The organism is Pseudoalteromonas sp. UG3-2, assembly GCF_037120705.1.
Classification (GTDB): Bacteria; Pseudomonadota; Gammaproteobacteria; order Enterobacterales; family Alteromonadaceae; genus Pseudoalteromonas.
The window spans coordinates 1,071,074-1,092,645 of sequence record NZ_JAWLJU010000002.1 but is presented as its reverse complement, the minus strand read 5'-3'; the positions used below and the strand labels follow the sequence as shown (position 1 = coordinate 1,092,645).

Annotated in this window: 21 protein-coding genes; 18 read left to right on the top strand and 3 right to left on the bottom strand. The window is 46.4% G+C overall.

Annotation, left to right across the window (positions count from 1 at the left end):
• Positions 1-33 precede the first annotated feature (33 nt).
• The 15 genes from rpoE (at position 34) to R3P39_RS08045 (ending at position 13,870) form a co-directional block, all read left to right on the top strand.
• Positions 34-615 carry an RNA polymerase sigma factor RpoE gene (rpoE, locus tag R3P39_RS08115; protein ID WP_336566804.1) on the top strand — a complete coding sequence of 194 codons (582 nt, stop codon included), beginning with the start codon at positions 34-36 and terminating at the stop codon, positions 613-615.
• 1 nt (position 616) lies between these two features.
• Complete coding sequence (locus tag R3P39_RS08110; protein ID WP_336566803.1) at positions 617-1,222, top strand: sigma-E factor negative regulatory protein; 606 nt, start codon at positions 617-619, stop codon at positions 1,220-1,222.
• A complete protein-coding gene (locus R3P39_RS08105) occupies positions 1,223-2,173 on the top strand; it encodes a MucB/RseB C-terminal domain-containing protein (RefSeq protein ID WP_336566801.1) in 951 nt (316 codons plus the stop codon).
• Positions 2,170-2,628, top strand: coding sequence for a SoxR reducing system RseC family protein (locus R3P39_RS08100; protein ID WP_336566800.1), 459 nt, complete (start codon positions 2,170-2,172; stop codon positions 2,626-2,628). The genes R3P39_RS08105 and R3P39_RS08100 overlap by 4 nt, the downstream gene beginning before the upstream one ends.
• Before the next feature lie 59 nt (positions 2,629-2,687).
• Positions 2,688-4,475, top strand: coding sequence for a translation elongation factor 4 (gene lepA / locus R3P39_RS08095; protein ID WP_336566799.1), 1,788 nt, complete (start codon positions 2,688-2,690; stop codon positions 4,473-4,475).
• Positions 4,476-4,487: 12 nt separating this feature from the next.
• The gene (gene lepB / locus R3P39_RS08090; protein WP_336566798.1) at positions 4,488-5,423 is read left to right on the top strand and encodes a signal peptidase I; all 936 of its coding nucleotides are present in this window, start codon (positions 4,488-4,490) and stop codon (positions 5,421-5,423) included.
• Between the two features lie 2 nt (positions 5,424-5,425).
• On the top strand, positions 5,426-6,103 hold the full coding sequence (gene rnc, locus R3P39_RS08085; protein ID WP_336566797.1) for a ribonuclease III: 678 nt from the start codon (positions 5,426-5,428) through the stop codon (positions 6,101-6,103).
• The gene (gene era / locus R3P39_RS08080; protein ID WP_336566796.1) at positions 6,093-6,992 is read left to right on the top strand and encodes a GTPase Era; all 900 of its coding nucleotides are present in this window, start codon (positions 6,093-6,095) and stop codon (positions 6,990-6,992) included. The genes rnc and era overlap by 11 nt, the downstream gene beginning before the upstream one ends.
• Complete coding sequence (recO, locus tag R3P39_RS08075) at positions 6,993-7,685, top strand: DNA repair protein RecO (RefSeq protein ID WP_336566795.1); 693 nt, start codon at positions 6,993-6,995, stop codon at positions 7,683-7,685.
• Positions 7,686-7,737: 52 nt separating this feature from the next.
• Positions 7,738-8,472: a pyridoxine 5'-phosphate synthase gene (gene pdxJ, locus R3P39_RS08070; protein WP_336566794.1), complete on the top strand. Its 735-nt coding sequence runs from the start codon at positions 7,738-7,740 to the stop codon at positions 8,470-8,472.
• A 139-nt stretch (positions 8,473-8,611) separates the two neighbouring features.
• Positions 8,612-10,663, top strand: coding sequence for a TonB-dependent receptor (locus R3P39_RS08065; protein ID WP_336566793.1), 2,052 nt, complete (start codon positions 8,612-8,614; stop codon positions 10,661-10,663).
• Between the two features lie 912 nt (positions 10,664-11,575).
• Entirely contained in the window at positions 11,576-12,232 is a 657-nt protein-coding gene (locus R3P39_RS08060; protein ID WP_336566792.1) for a YEATS-associated helix-containing protein, read from the top strand.
• 95 nt (positions 12,233-12,327) lie between these two features.
• Positions 12,328-12,939, top strand: coding sequence for a hypothetical protein (locus R3P39_RS08055; protein WP_336566791.1), 612 nt, complete (start codon positions 12,328-12,330; stop codon positions 12,937-12,939).
• A gap of 72 nt (positions 12,940-13,011) precedes the next feature.
• A complete protein-coding gene (locus R3P39_RS08050; protein ID WP_336566790.1) occupies positions 13,012-13,449 on the top strand; it encodes a GNAT family N-acetyltransferase in 438 nt (145 codons plus the stop codon).
• A gap of 94 nt (positions 13,450-13,543) precedes the next feature.
• Positions 13,544-13,870, top strand: a complete 327-nt coding sequence (locus tag R3P39_RS08045) for a hypothetical protein (RefSeq protein ID WP_336566789.1) — start codon at positions 13,544-13,546, stop codon at positions 13,868-13,870.
• Positions 13,871-14,069: 199 nt separating this feature from the next.
• Here R3P39_RS08045 and dapD read toward each other — a convergent pair whose 3' ends face one another.
• The 3 genes from dapD to map all read right to left on the bottom strand — a co-directional run bounded on the left by dapD (position 14,070) and on the right by map (position 18,538).
• Positions 14,070-14,897 (bottom strand): 2,3,4,5-tetrahydropyridine-2,6-dicarboxylate N-succinyltransferase, encoded by an 828-nt coding sequence (gene dapD, locus R3P39_RS08040; RefSeq protein ID WP_336566788.1) that lies wholly within the window; start codon positions 14,895-14,897, stop codon positions 14,070-14,072.
• Between the two features lie 10 nt (positions 14,898-14,907).
• Positions 14,908-17,526: a [protein-PII] uridylyltransferase gene (glnD, locus tag R3P39_RS08035; RefSeq protein WP_336566787.1), complete on the bottom strand. Its 2,619-nt coding sequence runs from the start codon at positions 17,524-17,526 to the stop codon at positions 14,908-14,910.
• A 220-nt stretch (positions 17,527-17,746) separates the two neighbouring features.
• Positions 17,747-18,538 (bottom strand): type I methionyl aminopeptidase, encoded by a 792-nt coding sequence (map, locus tag R3P39_RS08030; protein WP_336566786.1) that lies wholly within the window; start codon positions 18,536-18,538, stop codon positions 17,747-17,749.
• Between the two features lie 289 nt (positions 18,539-18,827).
• Here map and rpsB point away from each other — a divergent pair, with 289 nt between their 5' ends.
• The 3 genes from rpsB (at position 18,828) to pyrH (ending at position 21,507) form a co-directional block, all read left to right on the top strand.
• Positions 18,828-19,556 (top strand): 30S ribosomal protein S2, encoded by a 729-nt coding sequence (rpsB, locus tag R3P39_RS08025; RefSeq protein ID WP_336566785.1) that lies wholly within the window; start codon positions 18,828-18,830, stop codon positions 19,554-19,556.
• 220 nt (positions 19,557-19,776) lie between these two features.
• Positions 19,777-20,628, top strand: coding sequence for a translation elongation factor Ts (gene tsf / locus R3P39_RS08020; RefSeq protein WP_336566784.1), 852 nt, complete (start codon positions 19,777-19,779; stop codon positions 20,626-20,628).
• 141 nt (positions 20,629-20,769) lie between these two features.
• Positions 20,770-21,507, top strand: coding sequence for a UMP kinase (gene pyrH, locus R3P39_RS08015; protein ID WP_336566782.1), 738 nt, complete (start codon positions 20,770-20,772; stop codon positions 21,505-21,507).
• Positions 21,508-21,572: the final 65 nt, after the last annotated feature.

Below are 21,572 nucleotides of genomic sequence, written 5' to 3'. Positions count from 1 at the left end.
GTTAGAACAACAACAAGAGGAGTACCGGCTCGAATGAGCGAGCAGGAGTTAGATCTAGATATAGTTAAACGCGTTCAGCAGGGAGATAAAAACGCATTCAACCTGTTAGTTGCCAAGTATCAAAATAAAGTCGCAGCGCTGATTTCACGTTATGTTGCAAATCAAGGCGATGTGGCGGATGTGGCACAGGAAGCGTTCATTAAAGCATACCGAGCGTTGCCTAACTTTAGGGGCGAAAGCGCGTTTTATACTTGGTTGTATAGAATAGCGGTTAACTGTTCAAAAAATTACTTGGTGGCGCAGGGTAGAAAGCCGCCAGCCAATGACGTAGATGCTGAAGAAGCTGAATTTTATGATGGTGCAGATCAACTGCGCTCTAACGCTTCTCCAGAAAATCTACTTCTGAGCGATGAGGTTAAAGCGGTTATCTTCAAAACCATAGAACGCCTCCCTGACGATTTAAAAACCGCCATTACACTGCGGGAAATTGAAGGGATGAGCTATGAAGAGATCGCAGTAATAATGGACTGCCCAGTAGGCACGGTCCGTTCTAGAATTTTTCGCGCAAGGGAAGCGATAGATAATAATTTGAACCCATTAATAGGTGAGTCTTAATATGGCACAAGCGGAAAAACCAGTGACAGAGGATATAACTACGTCACGTATTTTTGACGGTGATTTGTCACTTAATGCCGACACTGACGCGCAGCTAGACAGAGAAAAGTTTGCCCGTTACGCATTGATTGGCGATGCCATGCGCAGCGAGCAACAAGCTACGCCAAGCATTGATATAACCCGTAGTTTTGCCGCGGCACTCGAGCAAGAGTCTGCCCACAACGAAGTGGTGGCCTCTGCCAGCGACACAGCAGAAAACAAAGTGGTTGCTTTGAATGCATGGCGTAAGCCATTTGCTCAAGTGGCCATTGCGGCGAGTGTGTCTTTATTTGCTATCCTCGGTGTGAACACCCTAAGCGGTACGACGCCAACCCCTGCAAACGAGCACTTACAGCTGCAATCCACACCATTGACTGGTGGCGTATCGCCAGTGAGCTTGTCGTCAGAGCCGGCCTTAGAGACGGCTTCTAAAGGGATCCGAGAACTGCAACAACAGCGCATTGGCGCATTAGTGCTAGAGCATCAAAGGCAGTCTCGTATGGCCTATGCCATTCAGCAGTCATCGAGCACAAAAGCGGCTGACCAACAAGAGGACAAAGAGCAGTAAATGAGAGCACTGTTAGTTGTAGTTAGTGTATTTTTCTCGAGCGGTTTATGGGCCAGTGATGGCCTATCGGCCAAACAACTGTTAAAAGACATGGCCACCGCGGTTCATCAGCGCAATTTTGACGCTTCTTTTGTGGTGGTCAAAGGCAAGTCAATGGAGCCCTATCGCTGGCTGCATGGCAATCAAGATGGCGTTGAGGTCGAGCTGTTGAGCTTACTCAATGGCGCCGGTTTGGAGATGATCCGTATTGGTGATAACGTCACTTACTTTGAGCCGCAATCTGAGCCTTACACCATTCAAACCGACTCCATTGCCGGCCCCATTCCTGAGGTATTATTCAAAAACATCGAGTCGCTGAAGCACAGCTACGATTTTGTCCTCGGTGGCAAAGGCCGCATTGTTGACCGTCCTGCACAATTAGTACGGTTAGAGTCCAAAGACGACAGTAAATATAACTACTGGTTATGGATTGATACCGAGTCATCGCTACTGTTGAAATCGGCCTATGTAAATCAGCAAGGTGAAATGCTTGAGCAGTTGCAATTAACTCACATTAGTGTGACCGAATCGCCTGCCGAACAGTTACAAGAGCTTGCTGAGAAACAGTTTCCAGCGCCGGTGTCTGGTCTACTTACCGAGCTGGAAACAACGGGCAAAAATAATTGGCAAATTGGTTGGTTACCTGAAGGTTTTGAGCTGTTAAAATCAGACCGCCATAAGTTAGATTTAAACAATGAGCTGGCGGATTACTACCTGTTCTCAGACGGTTTGGTGGATATTTCGGTGTTCGTGCAACGGCCGTTGCCGGGGCAGCGCCCAAGCGGCGCGCTATCATCTGGCGCCACCACAGTGTATGTGCATAACACCAATGCCTTTGATGTATCCGTGGTTGGTAAAATTCCAGCGATGACCGCCAAAGCGATTGCAGAATCCGTTAAAAGACCACTATGATTGAACAAACATTGACGGTCGCGGCCATAAAGGGCGCGACCGTTTATTTAGAAGCAGAAGCAAAACCCGCCTGTGAAGGGTGTAATGGTAAATGCGGCTCACAAATCTTTGCCAAACTCTTCGGTACCCACAAAAAGCAATTTCCCTTACAGCTTGACCAAGCGGTTGAGGTGGGGCAAAAAATAAAGCTGTCACTGGATGACAGTAATGTGGTTAAGCATGCCTTTTATGTTTACATGTTGCCGCTTATTTTTGCCTTTGTGGGGATGTTTAGCGCCGCGCTGTTGTTTGAGCTACCTGAGCCAGTACAAATTATTTTTGCAGTTGTTGGTGCCGCCGGCGGTTTATTTTTCGCCAAAGCCAAGGGCGAAACCCTCAAACATCAGGTAAAAGTGATAAAAATTTACCCAATTAGCCTACCAATAACGCAAATAGATGGTGATTGTACTAAATAAAATGTAAAATCTAGGTCTTAATTTCTATTTGTGACTAACAGAAGTATTGAATCCAGTATATGAAGCATATCCGTAACTTTTCTATTATCGCCCACATTGACCATGGAAAATCGACGTTGTCAGACCGCTTAATCCAAGTTTGTGGCGGCTTAACAGACCGCGAAATGCAGCAGCAGGTACTGGATTCGATGGACATTGAACGTGAGCGCGGTATTACCATCAAAGCGCAAAGCGTGACGCTTAATTACAAAGCCAAAGATGGTGAAACCTACCAGCTAAACTTCATCGACACCCCAGGTCACGTTGACTTCAGCTACGAAGTGTCGCGATCACTCGCCGCCTGTGAAGGGGCTTTGTTGGTGGTTGATGCCGGTCAGGGCGTTGAAGCGCAGACTCTAGCAAACTGTTACACCGCAATAGAAATGGACTTAGAAGTTATTCCAGTCCTAAACAAAATTGACTTGCCACAGGCCGATCCGCTGCGCGTTGCCGAAGAAATTGAAGACATTGTTGGCATTGAAGCATTAGAAGCGGTGCAGTGTAGTGCTAAAACCGGCATTGGTATTGAAGACGTACTTGAAGTATTGGTGCGAGATATCCCGCCACCAGAAGGCGATCCAGATGCGCCATTACAAGCCTTGATCATTGATTCGTGGTTTGACCCATACCAAGGGGTGGTTTCTTTGGTGCGAATTAAAAGCGGTGAACTGCGCTCAGGTGAGAAAATCAAAATCATGTCCACTGAGCAAGCCCACCAAGTGGATAAAGTCGGTATTTTCACGCCAAAGCAAACCAATACCGGTGTACTTAAAACCGGTGAGGTTGGCTTTGTTATCGCGGGCATTAAAGACATTCATGGTGCTCCAGTGGGTGATACCATCACCATGGCACGCGACTCTGCCACCGATCGTTTACCGGGCTTCCAGCGCGTTAAGCCGCAGGTTTATGCAGGCATGTTCCCGATTTCATCGGATGACTATGAGAACTTCCGAGACGCTCTTGAAAAGTTAAGTCTTAACGATGCGTCTTTGTTCTTCGAACCAGAAAACTCCACGGCACTGGGCTTTGGTTTCCGTTGTGGTTTCTTGGGGATGTTGCACATGGAAATCATCCAAGAGCGTTTGGAGCGTGAGTACAACATTGACCTTATTACCACCGCGCCAACGGTAATTTACGAAGTTGAAACCAAAGACGGCGTTGTCAAGGTCGATAATCCTTCTGACCTACCACCGGTCAATGACATCATTGAGATTCGTGAGCCGATTGTTGAAGCCAACATTTTGGTGCCACAAGAATACTTAGGTAACGTTATTACCTTGTGTGTTGAAAAACGCGGCATGCAAACCAAAATGAGTTACCACGGTAAGCAAGTAGCGGTAACCTATGAGTTGCCAATGTCTGAAGTGGTCATGGACTTTTTCGATAAGTTGAAATCAACCAGCCGTGGCTTTGCTTCGCTGGATTACAACTTCAAACACTTCCAGCCTTCGGACATGGTTCGAGTGGATATTTTAATTAACGGCGACCGCGTTGACGCCTTGGCGATTATCGTGCACCGTGATGGCGCGCAAAGTCGTGGCCGTCAGCTGGCAGAAGCGCTGCGTGAATTGATCCCACGACAAATGTTTGATATTGCTATTCAGGCGGCAATCGGCAACCACGTTATTGCTCGAAGCACAGTCAAGCAGCTACGTAAAAACGTAATTGCCAAATGTTATGGCGGTGACGTTAGCCGTAAGAAAAAGCTACTACAAAAGCAAAAAGAAGGTAAGAAGCGGATGAAGCAACTCGGTAACGTTGAGGTGCCACAAGACGCGTTCTTAGCAATATTAAAAGTAGGCAAGTAACAGGAAATACAAATGGCAGGTTATTTTTCGATTTTATTGGTGCTTATCACGGTCGGCTCAGGCCTTATTTGGCTGATTGACCACTTAGTATATGCACCAAAACGACAAGCACGGCTTGCTATCGCTCAAGGGGCGTCGGAGCACAAGCTAGACGACGATCTGATGGCCGAAATCGCACCTGAGCCTGCCATTGTAGAAAATGCGAAATCAATTTTTCCGATGATTGCCGCCATCACCATTTTCCGCTCATTTATCTTTGAGCCGTTTCAGATCCCATCGGGTTCAATGATGCCAACGCTGTTAGATGGCGATTTTATTTTAGTGGAAAAGTACGCCTACGGGATTAAAGACCCAGTTTGGCGTACTAAATTGGTGGAAACAGGCACGCCAGAACGTGGCGATATTGCGGTGTTTAAATTCCCACTGGATGAGCGTGTTGATTTCATCAAGCGGATCGTTGGCTTGCCTGGCGATCATATTGTTTATCGCAACCGTCAGCTTTACATCAAACCAAAATGCACAGCCACGCAAGAGCAAGCCAATGGTTTGACTTGTGGTGAATACAACAAGATTGACGTGGACATTGTTAATCGTGACGAATTCACCCAAGGGCCGATGCAATTGGTGCGTTTAACTGAGCATTTGCCTGATGCCGAGCATGACATTTTAATTAACCCAGAAGTGTTAGAACTAACCGACCGTTATTATCAACAGCCTGGTACTCGTCGCGACGAGTGGGTGGTCCCTGAGGGCAGTTATTTTGCCATGGGTGATAATCGCAATAACAGCCAAGACAGCCGTATGTGGGGCTTTGTTCCAGATGAAAACTTGGTTGGTCGCGCGGTGTTTATTTGGTTAAGTTTTGACTTTGATAATGGCCCAGATAGCATTTTGCCAAGTTGGGTTCCAACTGGTGTTCGGTTTGAACGCCTAGGTAGCATTCAGTAACAATGAAAAGAAACGTAGAAGAACTGTACAATAAAATAGGGTACCACTTCAAAGACAAGGCGTTGCTTGAGCAGGCTTTAACTCACCGCAGTCACAAAGGCCAGCACAACGAGCGTCTCGAATTTTTGGGTGACTCTATTTTGAGCTTTGTGATAGCCAATGCTTTGTATCACAAATTCCCTAAAGCCCGCGAAGGCGATTTAAGCCGTATGCGCTCAACCTTAGTTCGCGGTCAAACGTTAGCCGAGTTTGGCGTTGAGTTTGCGCTAGGTGATTATTTACGCTTAGGTCCTGGCGAGCTAAAAAGCGGTGGCTTTCGTCGTGAGTCAACCTTAGCCGATGCTGTTGAAGCCATCATCGGTGCGGTGTTTTTAGACTCAGACATCGATGTTTGCCGAGATTTGGTACTGAGCTGGTATGAAACGCGATTATCGGCGATTTCACCAGGGCACAACCAAAAAGACCCTAAAACCCTGCTACAAGAGTATTTGCAAGCTCGCAAACTACCATTGCCAGGCTACACTGTGATTGACACTAAGGGTCAAGCACACAACCAAACGTTCACGGTAGAATGTATAGTGGAAGGGATGGAAAGTATAATTTCAGTAGGCAGCTCGCGACGTAAAGCCGAGCAAAAAGCTGCCGAAAAAGCGCTTAAGATATTAAAGAATGACGCTTGATACGCATTGCGGCATGATTGCCATCGTCGGTCGACCAAATGTGGGTAAATCGACGCTATTAAACAAACTGGTTGAGCAAAAGGTCAGTATTACCTCGCGCAAACCACAGACCACTCGTCACCGTATTATGGGGATCCACACAGAGGATAACTACCAAGCGGTGTACGTCGACACGCCAGGGCTACATATTGAAGAAAAGCGCGCCATTAACCGCTTAATGAATCGCGCGGCCTCAAGCTCTATCGGCGATGTCGAGATGATCTTGTTTGTGCTTGAGGGCACTCACTGGACCGCCGACGATGAAATGGTATTAACCAAAATCAAAGAAAGCGGCCGTCCGATTTTAGTGGTGATGAATAAAACCGATCAGGTCAAAGACAAAGACTTACTGATGCCTCATATTCAGTGGCTTAGTGAGCAAGGCGATTTTATTGGCATCGTGCCCATTTCAGCCAAGCAAGGTAAGAACGTCGACATCATCAAAGAAGAAGTGCACAAGCGCCTGCCAGCCTGTGAGTTCTACTTCCCAGAAGATTATGTTACCGACCGTTCGATGCGCTTTGTGGCCGCCGAAATTGTGCGCGAAAAGCTGATGCGCTTTATGGGCGACGAGCTACCGTACTCGGTGACCGTGGAAATCGAACAGTTTAAGTGGCAAGACAATGGCGTGTGGCAGATCAACGCCTTGATCTTAGTCGAGCGTGAATCACAAAAACGCATGGTGATTGGAAACAAAGGCGAAAAGCTTAAAGTGATCGGTCGCGAAGCGCGTAAAGATTTAGAAGACATGCTCGATAACAAAGTCTATCTCGAGTGTTGGGTAAAAGTGAAATCCGGTTGGGCTGATGATGAGCGTGCGCTGCGCAGCCTAGGGTACGGAGAAGACTGATTGGATAGCGACTTTCGACAAGCCTATCTGTTACATCGCCGCCCGTATAGCGATTCTCAGATCCTTCTTGATGTGCTTGTTGAAGGCGTTGGACAGTTAAAAATGCTTGCCCGAGTTAAGGGCAAGCAATCCCTCAAACACAATGCCCAGCTGCGGCCTTTCTCATTACTACTATTGCAATACGCTGGTCGTTACGACTTCAAATACATCAATCGCTTTGAGCCCACCGATAATCAAGTTACCCTAACTGGGAGACAACTTTACTGTGGTTTATACCTCAACGAGCTAACCCAACGGGTGGTGCCGGTCAATGAGCCGCTAGAGCAAATTTTCGACTTATACCAACTACATCTCACTCGCCTTAGTAGCGAGCTCGATGTTGAACCCATTTTGCGCAGTTTTGAACTGCAACTGCTGAGCGAACTGGGTTTTGGGGTTGAGCTGGAGTTTGATGCTGAAGGTAATCCGGTTGCACCGCAAAGCGCGTACAAATACGTATCTGAATACGGCTTTGTTGCGGTTGGTCGCGAAGCTGATACCATATCGGGAAAAACGTTACTCGCTATTGCACAACAAGATTTCAGCGACACTGGAGTGAGACGCGCAGCAAAGCAGCTGACGCGCCGCTTGATGCGACCCTTGCTCGGTAAGCAGGGGTTAAAAAGTAGAGAATTATTTATTAGTAAAAAATAGTTTAGCTTGGCTCTGTGGCTGAGTCTAAAGCAATATATTCAAGGGACAAACAATGAAAGATATTTTACTCGGCGTGAATGTTGATCACATTGCTACTTTACGCCAAGCCCGTGGTACCAGTTACCCCGATCCTGCCCATGCAGCGGCCGTTGCCGAGCACGCTGGTGCCGATGGCATTACCATTCACCTCCGTGAAGACCGTCGCCACATTCAAGACCGCGATGTGTATGTGATGGCGAAGACCATTCAGACACGCATGAACTTAGAAATCGCAGTGACCGATGAAATGCTCGATATTGCCTGTGAAGTGAAGCCAGAGTATGTTTGCCTTGTGCCTGAAAAACGCGAAGAGCTGACCACTGAAGGCGGCTTAGACGTGGCTGGTAACCTAGACAAAATTACCGCTGCGACTAAGCGCTTGAGCGCCGCTGGAATAAAAGTGAGTTTATTTATCGATGCCGATAAAGCGCAGTTAGATGCCGCTAAGCAAACTGGCGCGCCGTACATTGAAATCCACACTGGTGCCTATGCGGATGCCGAAAGCGACGCTGAAATGACCGCCGAGCTTGAGCGTATTCGTGAAGGCGTACAGTATGCCCACGGCCTTGGGATTGTGGTTAACGCCGGTCATGGCTTGCATTATCACAACGTTAAACCTATCGCTGCCATGCCAGAAATCTACGAGCTGAACATTGGCCATGCCATTATTGCCAGAGCCGCCATCGACGGCTTAGAAAAGGCCGTGCGCGATATGAAGCGGATCATGCTTGAGGCAAGAACGGCTTAAACCGCATAGCACGGGTTAATTGTTTGGTAATACATTCATTATTAAGTGAAAGTCGCCATTTACAATGATCAGGTTGCAACGCCAATCAGTACAATAACTATTTTAAAAGGGCATGATGCCCTTTTTTTCGGGGAAGAATATGACCTATCGGAAGATGTTTTTGTTAGGGGGGTTGTTAACCCCAAGCCTTGGTTTTGCCAGTGATAACAGCGATATTGAGGTGATCACCACTACGGCATCGCGGTTTGAAGCCAGCAGTGCCCTTGAACCGGTGGCTTTATCTCAGATCTCACAAGCGCAACTGCAAGACATAGGCGTTACCCACATTGAAAAAGCCATGCAAACGGTAGCAGGGGCCAATTTGCAGCATGGCAATGGTCAAGAGTATTTACCGGCATTGCGCTCTCAGGTGCTTTCTGGCGCCGGGGCGTGCGGCGGTTTACTCGCCGCCGAAGATGGCATTCCGTTACGCGCTGCGGGATTTTGTAACATCAATGAGCTGTTTGAATCGCATTTTGAAGCGGCCGAGCGCATCGAAGTGTTAAAAGGCCCTAATAGCGTACTGTATGGCTCTAATGCCATGCATGGCGTGGTGAATGTAATAAGCAAAGACACCATAAACAGTGCCCCCGAATTAGGGCTAGATTATGGCTCGTTTGGGTATACCCGAGCGCGCATGGCAGGCGGTAGCAGTGAGTATAACCTTGGCGCCGCGGCAACCCTTACCCACGACAGTGGTTACAGAGAAGGGGAAAGCGTCTCACAACAAAAACTGAGCCTAAGACACCAATATCAAGGGCAAAGCGTGTCTGCCGCCTCTGGGCTCACCTACACTCACTTGGATCAAGACACCGCAGGCTACATTACCGGCGCCGATAGCTACAAAGATACAGTGGCCGCCAAGGGCAACGAAAACCCCGAAGCCTATCGTAAAGCTCAGTCATTGCGAGCTTGGAGTGCGCTAAGCTGGCAGCGTGGAGAAAGCGAGATTTTAGTTAAGCCATACTTACGCTGGCAAGAGATGGACTTTTTAAAACACTTCTTACCAGGTAAGCCACTGGAAACCAACAGTCAAACCGGTGTCGGCATTCAAACTGCGGTCAAAACGCCGTTGGCTGAACATGTCACCCTGAACTGGGGGCTTGATGCCGAGTACACCCAAGGAGAAATGCTGCAACAGCAAGACCGGCCAACGCAAGGGTCGGCATTTTTACAAGCCACCATACCCATGGGCAAGCATTACGATTACCAAGTAGATGCTAGCCAAATCGCGCCTTATGCGCTGTTACGCTGGCAACAACAGCAGTGGACTGTAGACCTTGGGGGACGCTTTGAATCGATCCGCTATGACTATGACAACTTTTTACCCGTTGGCAGAACCAAAGCCGATGGCACTGAATGTGGCATGGGAGGGTGTCGCTATAGCCGCCCGGCCAGTGGCGGTGACAACTTTAGTAGCTTTTCACCTACTTTGGCACTGAGCTATCGCCTTGATGCCGATGCCATGCTTTATGCGAACGTGTCAAAGGGTTTTCGGGCACCGCAAACGGCGGAGCTTTACCAGTTGCAGCGAGCTCAGCAAAAAGCGCAATTACAAGAAGTACAGGCCGATAACATCGAAGTGGGGCTAAAAGGGGCAACGCGTGATCTGCGTTATCAAGTAGCGCTGTACCGTATGGTCAAAGACAACCTGATCTTCAGAGACAGTGATTTTTTCTATATTAACGATGGCGAGTCTAGCCACGAAGGCGTGGAAGTGGAGTTAAATTATCGTCTATCGCCACAGTGGCAACTCGATATTGCTGCTACTTATGCCGAACATCGCTACGAGCAAGATAGAGTGCTTAACGGCGTAAATATTAACGGCAATATGCTCGATACAGCGCCGAAAGTTGTGGCCACGTCACAGCTGGAGTGGCAGCCGGTGGATAGCTTTAGTACTGCATTAGTATGGCGTCATGTTGGCGAGTATTACACCGATCCGGAAAACTTACACCGCTATGAAGGGCATGACTTGTTGTCACTGCGTGCCAAGTGGCAAGCCAGCCCTCAGTTAGCCCTTACCATGCGGGTGAAAAACCTCACTGATGCTCGTTATGCCGAGCGCGCCGATTTTACTTCCTTTAGCGGCGAGCGCTACTTTCCCGGGCGCCCTCGCAATGTCATGTTGTCGTTGGATTATGTGTGGTGATTTCAGCTTTTGACCATGCTCATTAAGCTAAGTTAAAAGCTATACTACTTTAATGATGAGGGAATGTTGTCCTTGTGACGGGTTTCGACACCCGTCCATGGGCGTCGACTGACGCATCGATGCCGCCCAAAGAAAAGTCAGTAAAAGAAAGGGCGCTCCCAGCATCACACTTACTATTACTGAGACTAAACCTTTTTGTTCCTGTGTATGGGTTTGGTTGTCCTCGTGACGGGTTTCGACACCCGTCCATGGGCGTCGACTTACTTTTCTTTGCCGCCCAAAGAAAAGTAAGCAAAAGAAAGGGCACTCCCAACATCACACCAGGAACCTCAAGTAATCAGCCAATTTTAACGTTACCAGCATGTAAGGGCCGTCCTTGGCCCTGACATGCTTTTTCGCGCTTCCCTGCGCGAAATAAGTTAATTGGCTGCTGACTTGAGGGTGTGATGAGGGAGGAGGGAGTTGCTGTTGTTTGCTGTTTTAATCTGTTAATCGTTTTATTGCTGATAGAGCTGAAAACGCTGTCCTTGTGATGGCTTTTTACGCCCGCCTGCGTGGCTGAATGGCTTATCGATGTTTACTCGAAGCAAAGACGCTCAAATTCACTAGCCATACTTCTCGCTTTAATCATTTCTTATTGTCTCGAATAACTCAATTTTATTTTTAAGTATATGAAATAAAGTAATTTAACTATGTTACATAACGAGACTTAGAGTCTCGAATATCTATGGTCTCGCTTTCTCCAGCTGACTAATACTTGAGCACTGAGAGGTTTGGTGGTAACTTACTGTTATTATTGAGAATAAACTGCTTTGGTGTGAAGCTATGCAATATTTCATACATAGAGATATTTCTGCGTTCACGCTAATACACTGTTAGCTGCCGGAATATTGGCTTTAGTAAGGATCCACAATGGATGAATTAGATAAAGAAGAATACGAGAAGAAAAAGAAACAAGAATTCACTAAGCGTATGCTTCCGGCAATGCTTGCTATAGCAGGGTTTATGGTCTTCTACTTTATGAAAGGCGGACTATACGAGAGCAGTATTGATTCATTGATGATTGCAATGGTTGTTAGTGTTGCGGTTGCTTCTTTTATAGCAATCGAACCTGACAAATTCAGCTATTTCGTAGTGAGAGGGTTAGCAGTTTTGCTATTCTTCATAACTTTCTCTGGAGTTTGTTTTTCCATTCTTTTTTATGAAAGCATGCCGTTTACAGATCCGTCTAGGCTACGAGAAGCTCAAGTTTTTCTGGCTGTTTCCTCTTCAGGAATGATGGGTGGGCTTATGCGTTACTTTTCGCATGAGGCTGTTATAAAAAAAGAAGAGCTTAATTTGTGGCACATGGTACATGCGGCAATTGTTGGGCTTTTTGTGTCTGTTGTTCTTTTTCTAATTTTAAGAGCTGGAATAATAAATCAAACTCAAATTGACACCTTCAATGTGTGGGGAGTTACTGGCGTTTCTGCAATCACTGGATTCTTCGCGGAGCGTGTAATCGAGCGATTTTCAAGCTTATATAATGAAGTTGTCGGGAATTCGAGCAAGCAAAATGAAGGCAGCTAACAAACGCATGTTGTCGGACTGGTTTTCCGCTTCGCTCCAAACCAGCCGCAAATGCGGGCGTTCTACGTCAACCATGAATAGAGTAAAGAGTAAGCATGGAATTCGATAAAGAAAAATACAAAGTATGGAAGCTGCCGCACCCAATGTTGCTTCATTGGATTATCAACCCAGGACTGGCATTCAATGAGTTAATTCTCGGACAGAGAATCCCAAAGGTAACTCTTATAGATAATACTAGTGATGCCCCGTTAATGGAAAGGCAGTACATTCCATGCCCAGAATGCAATGCGCTAAATGACAGCAGACTTTGGTCTAAAAGTAATTCATTTGGCCACTGGTTTGGCTATGTATGTCCAGAGTGCCACGGAAGAATACCGTGCCTTTGGAATATTACCAGCCTTATATTACTAGCTCTAACGTTCCCGATTTGGATTTGGCTCAAAATATTCGGTGAAGAAATATGGCTTGAGAAAGAAAAAGGCCGATTCGCCGAAGTTGTGGCAACTGAACTCCCAGAAGCCAAGAAAACCAATTGGCTCAAAATGGGTATAACCTATGGAGCCATAATGTTTTGCATTATGGTGTTGCCAAAAATCTTCCAAAATCAGTTAACTTCCAGCGCAATTGTCATACAGGCTGCTATCTGGCTAGGTGCTGGTTTGGTATTTGGTCTGGCGATGAAGCTATTCCTAGGCAGCAGAAAGTGAAACGTAGAACAAGCGCGTCAATTAGGACGCTCGCAAGCTCGCGCCTATTACGCGGGCGCTCTGAGGAAATTCATGAGTATCACACTGGAAGAAGTGACCAGTTCAAATTATGAAGCTGTATGTGACTTAGATGTCACGGATGAGCAACAGGAATATGTTGCGAGTAATATGTGGTCTTTGGTTGAGTCACATTACTGCCAAGGGCATACCTGCAGAGCGATCTATCAAAACGACACACCTGTCGGTTTTTTCATGTGGGTATCGGAAACGCCAGAAAAAGTCTCTATCTGGCGCTTTATGGTGGATCAACAATATCAAAAAGCGGGTATTGGTAGAGCTGCGCTACATTTGGCACTCAATGAAATCAAAGCCAGTGACAAAGTAACAGAAATCGAAATTTGCTATGACCCTGAAAACCCAGTGGCCAACGATTTTTATTCAAGTTTTGGCTTTCAGGAAGTGGGGTTAGATGAAGATGGTGAAGATATGCTGGCCGTTATCAAGCTGTGAGCTCTAACAATCGCCAGCACAACGCGTCTGCGACGCATGACACGCAACAAGTTGCTCCCGTTTATGGCGGGTGGCTAGTGTTTTCGGACGTTTTATGAAGATTATTGTCGTTTTATTTATTTTTGCTGTTTCTTTTAACGTTAAAAGCTATCAGCCGCTATCGTTTGAAGACTTTGTGAATGAATGCACATCAGATTTAGCAAAGTTTGCAAGCTATAAACGGCATTGCACTTCTTACCTATTTGGTTATCTAGATGCATCAAAAAGTCACAGTAAATATTCAAAGTGCCTCAGTAGTGAAACACCTAAGACTTTGCTTAAAAAGCTAACACAACTACTGGTAAATAATAAAAAACTAGGCAAATATCAGTTTAATGATGGGTTAAAAGAGTCAGTAGTCAATATTTGCAAAAAGCACTAGCAACGACCTAAACGCTGACAAATAACCGTTGGCTTTCACTTCTAACGGATGGCGAGTTTTATCTGATAGGCGTTGAAGTGAGCTACTAACGCTTAGTCTGGGTATTAATAGACAGCCAGAAGAACCAACAAAGGCCTATAAAGCTGGAGTTGTTAAGCAGGATAAGGCGTGAAGCCTTATCCTGTTAGGGGTAACTTAATTAGTCGTCCAGTGAGCGCAGTAGGGCGTTAATGCCTACTTTTTCACGGGTTTGTTGGTCGACCTTTTTCACGATGATGGCGGCGTAGAGGCTGTGTGTGCCGTCTTTGCTTGGTAGTGAGCCTGGTACTACTACGGCACCGGCTGGTACGCGGCCGTAATGGATTTCGCCAGTTTCGCGGTCATAAATGCGAGTACTTTGCGAGATGTATACGCCCATTGAAATAACCGCGCCTTCTTCAACGATAACGCCTTCCACAATCTCAGAGCGAGCGCCAATAAAGCAGTTGTCTTCAATGATGGTTGGGTTCGCCTGTAGCGGCTCAAGAACGCCGCCAATGCCCACACCACCAGAGAGGTGTACGTTTTTACCAATTTGCGCACACGAGCCGACTGTGGCCCAGGTATCCACCATGGTGCCTTCGTCAACGTAGGCGCCAATGTTAACGTAAGAAGGCATCAGTACCACGTTCTTACCGACAAAGCTGCCTTGGCGCGCTACGGCGTTTGGTACCACACGCATACCGCCTTGTTGGAATTGCTCAGGGGTGTAGTCCGAAAACTTCAGTGGTACTTTGTCGTAAAATTGATTTACGCCGTCGTGCAGTGGTTGGTTGTCGCGAATACGAAAAGACAACAGCACGGCTTTTTTAAGCCACTGATGCACAACCCATTCACCACTGATTTTTTCAGCGACGCGTGCAGCGCCAGAATCAAGCATTTCCAGTGCTTGAACAATGGCTTGTTTTACTTCGTCTGATACTGCCGTTGGGCTGATGCTATCGCGGTTTTCCCATGCAGTTTCAATGGTGGTTTTTAAATCAGACATATTTTCCTCATTATTCTGTTTCAGCGTTTAATTTTTTCAATAGTGCTCGATGTAGCTCGGCTTTTTGCAGCTCATCCAGCGCTTTGTATTCTTTATTTGAGACCACAAAGAAGTCTTCGGCGCGCTCGCCCACAGTGGTAATACGCGCGGCGTGAATATGCAGTGAATAGGCTTGAAAGACCTCCGCTATTTTAGTCAATAACCCAGGAATATCGATAGCCTGTATTTCAATTAAGCTGCGATTAGGGCGAGCATGGGGGCGCAAAATAATCTTAGGCTTGATATTAAAGTCTTTGAATTTTTGCGAGCGGCTCTTTTTACTGCGAATTTTCTTTTTCGGATCTTTTAAGATCGCCTCTAAGCCTTTGCGTATGGTGCCGGCGCGGCCCACGCTCAGTGGATTACCACTGACCTCTAATACCACAAAGCTAAACACCACATAGCCGTCTTTGGTGGCCATGACTTGGGCGTGTTGAATTTGCGCTTTTTTCGAGCCAATGACGCTTACTAACTTGGCAAACAGCTCGGCTTCATAGGGGCTGTACACAAACACTTGCGTGCCGCCATGCATAGGTTTACTCGACACCAACACACTGGCTTGGCTAAGGTCTTTTGATTTTAACAAATGACTGGTATGCCAAGAAATCTGCTGCTCACTAAAGGCGGTAAAATAATTGGCTTTAAAACGCGACCAAATTAAATCCACCGACTCTTCAAAATAACCTTTGTTGATCAAGCGCTGTTTGGCTTGGCGCTTTTTATCACGAATTTGGTCGCGCATGTCCATGGGGTTTTCAAGGCCCAAGCGTAGTGCTCGCTGAGTATGCAGGTAAAGCTCCCGCAACAGGGTGTTTTTCCAATCGTTCCACAGGCTATCATTGGTGGCGCGAATGTCGGCAACCGTTAAGCAGTATAAGTAATCCAGCTGGCGCTCATTTTTTACTTTTTGGGCAAATTCGGCAATCACATCGGGGTCGTTGATGTCTTTGCGCTGCGCCGTTACTGACATTAGCAAGTGATGCTGCACCAACCAAGAGACCAGTTTGGCATCGGAGGCGGTAAAACCATGCATTTTGGCAAACGCCATGGCGTCTACGGCACCGAGCTCCGAGTGATCGCCACCGCGGCCTTTAGCAATGTCGTGGAAAATGGCGGCCAGATAAAGTAATTCCGGCTTGTCCATGCGCGAGACGATTTCAGAGCAAAGGGGAAACTCGCTAATATGATCTTTATCGAAGTAGCGGTAAATATTGTTTATAAGCTTATGAGTATGCTCATCCACCGTGTAGGCGTGGAATAAATCAAATTGCATCTGGCCAAAAATATTGCGCCACTGCGGCAAGTAAGCAGCAATGATCCCATGCTTGTGCATCAGGGTGAACGCACGACCCATGCCGTTCGGGTGCTTTAATAAGCGTAAAAAGGCATCTCGACAGCCGGCGTAGTCCTGCAGGTCGCCCAGCAAACGACGCCGAACCTGGCGCATAGTGCGAATGGTATTGGGGTCGATGTGGGTGATCTTGGGGTTGTCGGCAATGTGTTCAAACAACACCAAGAGGTTTTCGCGCAAGAAAAACACCGACGGGTTTTTTACTCGAATTTTATTGCCAATGCGCTCAAAGTTTCTGTCCAGTGGTACCACTTCTTGCTCTGACTTTTCTGGCAAAATACTTTGCTCGAAATAAGACAGCAGCATCTGGTTCATTTCGCGCACTCGGCTCATGATCCTAAACAGCCGTTTCATCATGCGCTCTACCGAGGCTTTACCTTCAGAGCCAAAACCCAGTAATTCAGCAGCATGAGGCTGGTGGTCGAACAGTAGGCGGTTTTCACTGCGCCCGGCGGCAATGTGCAAGGCAAAGCGAATATTCCAGAGGTTTTCAATGCACTCAAGGAGCTCTTGGTACTCCTCGTGGGTCAAATAGCCATGGTTAATTAATTCTTCTAGGGTTTCGGCATGAAAGTGTTTTTTGGCCACCCAAAAAATGGTCTGTAAATCGCGCAAGCCACCGGGGTTTTCTTTAATATTGGGTTCAAGGTTATACGCCGTACCATGGCACTTTTTGTGGCGCACATTTTGTTCATTCACCTTGGCAATAAAAAAGTCGCTCGACTGCCAAATTGGGGTTTCAATAATATGGCGCTTGAGTTTTTCGTATTCAACGTGATTGCCGCAAATAAGCCTGCTTTCGAGCAAGCTAGTGGTAAAGTGGACATCGTCTTGTTTTTGTTCTAGCACCTGCTCGTGGGTGCGCACACTGTGACCTATATCGAGGCCTAAGTCCCACAAAAAAGTGACGAACTCTTCAAGTCGAGCAGTCACTTGCTGACAGGGGGGCGTTTGCGTTAATACCAAAAAGTCGATATCGGAATAGGGGTGGAGCTCGCCGCGTCCGTAGCCACCAATGGCGATAAGCGCTAAGTCTGGGTGTTGCGATAAGCCTGTGTCATTAAAAAGCTTGATCAGTAAGCGGTCAATAAACTCGGCTCGAGCATTAATCAGGTTTCGCACCGGTTGTTTAGAGAACTGCATGCTGAGCCATTTATAAAAATACGCCGAGCAATCTTTGTATTCAGATAGGATTTGAGCTTCATCAAGAAGCGTTTTTACTTTATTTGGTAATGCCACTTAGGCTCCTGTGTAATGCGCGCAAAAACACTAGACCCCTTTTTTACACTAAATGGCACGAAATTGCGAGCTACAGCAAAGCGATGGCTCATGCTTTCAGCAACTGAAAATGACCGAACGGGCAGTGGACAGAAAAGTGCTGCAGGCAGCGCGTTGGCGATAAAAACACAATAAGCGGCGAGAGCCGCTTATTGTTATTTGTGCATAAGAGGCTTTTGCCTTAGTCGTTATGCTCAATAATACGGTCGATGGTCTCATCGCTGCGTAGCGTTAAGATCTCTACACCGTTGTCTGTGACGAGCAAGGTATGCTCCCACTGAGCCGATAAGCTGCGATCTTTGGTAACCACCGTCCATTCGTCTTTAAGTAGCTTACACTGGCGTTTACCCGCGTTTACCATAGGTTCGATGGTTAAACACATACCGGCTTTTAAGGTTTCACCGGTGCCAGGCTTGCCATAGTGCATTACCTGAGGGTCTTCGTGGAATTCTTTACCAATGCCGTGGCCGCAGTATTCACGTACGATAGAGTAATTAAAGCTCTCTGCGTATTTTTGAATGGCAGCGCCAATATCACCTAAGCGCACGCCTGGCTTAACCATTTTAATGGCAAGGTAAAGGCTTTCTTGGGTAATTTCACTTAAGCGCTTGCCTTGAATGGTTGGCTTACCAACGTAAAACATCTTCGAAGTATCGCCGTGATAACCGTCTTTGATCACAGTGACGTCGATATTGATGATGTCACCTTCTTTTAGTGGTTTATCGTTGGGAATACCATGACAGATGACGTGGTTAACCGAAGTACAAATTGACTTCGGAAAGCCATGATAATTCAGTGGTGCAGGAACCGCGCCTTGCTCATCAACAATGTAATTGTGACAAATGGTGTTTAATTCGTCTGTGGTCACCCCAGGCTTCACATGTGGCTCTATCATTTCTAGTACTTCTGAGGCTAAACGCCCCGCCACACGCATCTTTTCGATTTCTTCAGGGGTTTTAATCACTGCACTCATTTAGACTCCAAGTCAATTTAGATGAACGTTTTTTATGCACAAATTTTATGCATAAGATTGAGTTAATTCTTTATATATGGTATAAAGCGCGCCGTCTTTTTACAAATAATTCTTCACCGCCATCTGGGGTCGGATGTTTGTAGTTAAGGCAACACACTTATTTATTAATATTAACACACACACATATCGACACATACACTTGGGTGCATGCGGTAATTAAAAAATACTGGCGTGTTGGTGCTATGGGATATGTGGAGGCCTAACCCTAACTTATTAGAGGAAATATACAATGGCAAACGTTTCAATGCGCGATATGCTTCAAGCTGGTGTTCACTTTGGTCACCAGGCACGTTACTGGAACCCTAAGATGAAGCCTTTCATCTTCGGCGCACGTAACAAAGTACATATCATCAACCTAGAAAAGACTGTACCTTTATTCAACGACGCTCTTAAGTTCTTATCGAACGTAGCTTCTAACAAAGGTAAAATCCTTTTCGTTGGTACTAAGCGCGCTGCAGGCGAAGCAGTTAAAGAAGCGGCAATCCAAAGTGAGCAGTTCTACGTAAATCACCGTTGGTTAGGTGGTATGTTGACTAACTGGAAAACAGTTCGTCAATCAATCAAGCGTCTTAAAGACCTTGAGACTCAAAGCCAAGACGGTACGTTTGAGAAGCTGACTAAGAAAGAAGCGCTAATGCTTACTCGTGAAATGCAAAAGCTTGAAAAAGGCTTAGGCGGTATCAAAGATATGGGCGGTCTTCCTGACGCTATCTTCATCATCGATGCTGACCACGAGCACATCGCAATCCGCGAAGCTAACAACCTAGGTATTCCAGTAGTATCTGTTGTTGATACTAACTCGAACCCAGATGGCGTTGACTACGTCATCCCTGGTAACGACGATGCTATTCGTGCTATCCAGCTTTACACTAAAGCAGTTGCTGCTGCTATCACTGAAGGTCGTGAGAGCAACATCGTTGCTCAAGCTGAGAACGACGACTTCGTTGAAGCTGAGTAATTACCTAGTTAGGTATTAGCTGTCATCAAGTCTTCATCAAACCATCGATGAAGACTTGATATTCTTTATAAGCGCTTAACTGCTTATCCCGTTGTTTGCCAAGCAGACCTTGAAAGATAACGGATTTATATCAAGTTGAGAGACACATCACTCAATTTGATAGCTAACCAACGTAATGTTGGTTTTATCAAAAACTGAATTCAGATTTGAGGATATTCTAATGGCTGTAACTGCTGCCCTAGTAAAAGAACTTCGCGAGCGCACTGGCGCTGGCATGATGGATTGTAAAAAAGCACTGACTGAAACTGGCGGTGATATCGATCAAGCAATCGAGAACATGCGTAAGAGCGGTGCTGCTAAAGCTGCGAAAAAAGCGGGTAACATCGCTGCAGAAGGTACTATCATCATCAAGCAAGGCGAAGGTTTTGCTGCACTAGTAGAAGTTAACTGTCAAACTGACTTCGTTGCAAAAGATGCAAGCTTCCTTGGTTTTGCAAATGAAGTAGCTGATGCAGCTGTAGCTGAAAAACTATCAGCTGAAGAGCTACAAGCTAAATTCGAAGAAACGCGTGTTGCACTAGTTGCTAAAATCGGTGAGAACATGAACATTCGTCGTGTTTCTTACATCGATGGCGACAAGCTAGTTTCTTACCGTCACGGTGAGCGCATTGGTGTTGTTGTATCTGGTGACGCTGACGAAGAAACACTTAAGCACGTTGCAATGCACGTAGCTGCTTCTAAGCCTGAGTACCTAAACCCAGAAGACGTACCAGCAGAAGTAGTTGAAAAAGAAAAAGCGGTTCAAGTTGATATCGCAATGAACGAAGGCAAGCCAGCTGAAATCGCTGAGAAAATGGTTGTTGGCCGCATGAAGAAGTTTACTGGTGAGATCTCTCTTACTGGTCAAGCTTTCATCATGGAACCGAAAAAATCAGTTGGTGAATACCTGAAAGAGAAAAACGCGACTGTTTCTTCATTCGTTCGTCTAGAAGTAGGTGAAGGTATCGAGAAGAAAGAAGAAGACTTCGCAGCAGAAGTTGCAGCACAAGTTGCTGCGGCGAAAGGCGAGTAATCACCTAAGTGATTAGCCGATTGATGCAAAAGCTGATATTAGCTTTTGCGTCAATGCTGAAAATTCTCTAAAATAACCGCGCAATTATGTCTCGCATAAGCGCGGTTATTTTTTACCTCACTTTTAATTGGCCCGGAAATTATGACTATCAATAAAAAACCTGTTTTTAGACGCGTTCTTTTAAAGCTTAGTGGTGAAGCTTTAATGGGAGATGAAGGCTTCGGAATCGATCCTAAAGTTTTGGATCGCATGGCACAAGAGATCAAAGAGTTAGTAGAACTCGACGTAGAAGTGGGTTTGGTTATCGGTGGCGGTAACTTCTTACGTGGTGGCTCACTGGCCGAAGCGGGCATGAATCGCGTGGTCGGCGACCACATGGGTATGCTGGCAACCGTCATGAATGGCTTGGCAATGCGTGATGCGCTGCACCGTGCATTCGTTAATGCCCGTTTAATGTCAGCGATTCCGCTTAATGGCGTGTGTGATGCCTACAATTGGGCCGAGGCGATTAGCCTACTGAAATCGGGCCGCGTGGTGATTTTCTCTGCCGGTACTGGTAATCCATTCTTTACCACCGACTCTGCAGCTTGTTTGCGCGGCATTGAAATTGAAGCAGACACAGTTATTAAAGCCACCAAAGTCGATGGCGTATTCAGCGATGACCCAGTGAAAAACCCAGATGCCACACTTTATCGCGATCTAACCTATAATGAAGTGATTGATAAAGAACTTAAAGTGATGGACCTTGCGGCATTCACGCTAGCACGTGACCACAATATGCCTATTAGCGTATTCAATATGAATAAACCGGGTGCGCTTAAGAATGTCATCATGGGTGAGGAAGAGGGCACGTTAATCACCTCTCAGGCAAAAGATTAATCGCAACGAACACTTTACCGTTGCTTGCTTTGATGCAAGTGACGGATATTTAAAAGCAAGAACAG

Coding starts and splice junctions, on each gene's coding strand:
- rpoE (WP_336566804.1), top strand. CDS start 34: ATGAGCGAGCAGGAGTTAGATCTAGATATAGTTAAACGCGTTCAGCAG.
- R3P39_RS08110 (WP_336566803.1), top strand. CDS start 617: ATGGCACAAGCGGAAAAACCAGTGACAGAGGATATAACTACGTCACGT.
- R3P39_RS08105 (WP_336566801.1), top strand. CDS start 1,223: ATGAGAGCACTGTTAGTTGTAGTTAGTGTATTTTTCTCGAGCGGTTTA.
- R3P39_RS08100 (WP_336566800.1), top strand. CDS start 2,170: ATGATTGAACAAACATTGACGGTCGCGGCCATAAAGGGCGCGACCGTT.
- lepA (WP_336566799.1), top strand. CDS start 2,688: ATGAAGCATATCCGTAACTTTTCTATTATCGCCCACATTGACCATGGA.
- lepB (WP_336566798.1), top strand. CDS start 4,488: ATGGCAGGTTATTTTTCGATTTTATTGGTGCTTATCACGGTCGGCTCA.
- rnc (WP_336566797.1), top strand. CDS start 5,426: ATGAAAAGAAACGTAGAAGAACTGTACAATAAAATAGGGTACCACTTC.
- era (WP_336566796.1), top strand. CDS start 6,093: ATGACGCTTGATACGCATTGCGGCATGATTGCCATCGTCGGTCGACCA.
- pdxJ (WP_336566794.1), top strand. CDS start 7,738: ATGAAAGATATTTTACTCGGCGTGAATGTTGATCACATTGCTACTTTA.
- R3P39_RS08065 (WP_336566793.1), top strand. CDS start 8,612: ATGACCTATCGGAAGATGTTTTTGTTAGGGGGGTTGTTAACCCCAAGC.
- R3P39_RS08060 (WP_336566792.1), top strand. CDS start 11,576: ATGGATGAATTAGATAAAGAAGAATACGAGAAGAAAAAGAAACAAGAA.
- R3P39_RS08055 (WP_336566791.1), top strand. CDS start 12,328: ATGGAATTCGATAAAGAAAAATACAAAGTATGGAAGCTGCCGCACCCA.
- R3P39_RS08050 (WP_336566790.1), top strand. CDS start 13,012: ATGAGTATCACACTGGAAGAAGTGACCAGTTCAAATTATGAAGCTGTA.
- R3P39_RS08045 (WP_336566789.1), top strand. CDS start 13,544: ATGAAGATTATTGTCGTTTTATTTATTTTTGCTGTTTCTTTTAACGTT.
- dapD (WP_336566788.1), bottom strand. CDS start 14,897: ATGTCTGATTTAAAAACCACCATTGAAACTGCATGGGAAAACCGCGAT.
- map (WP_336566786.1), bottom strand. CDS start 18,538: ATGAGTGCAGTGATTAAAACCCCTGAAGAAATCGAAAAGATGCGTGTG.
- rpsB (WP_336566785.1), top strand. CDS start 18,828: ATGGCAAACGTTTCAATGCGCGATATGCTTCAAGCTGGTGTTCACTTT.
- tsf (WP_336566784.1), top strand. CDS start 19,777: ATGGCTGTAACTGCTGCCCTAGTAAAAGAACTTCGCGAGCGCACTGGC.
- pyrH (WP_336566782.1), top strand. CDS start 20,770: ATGACTATCAATAAAAAACCTGTTTTTAGACGCGTTCTTTTAAAGCTT.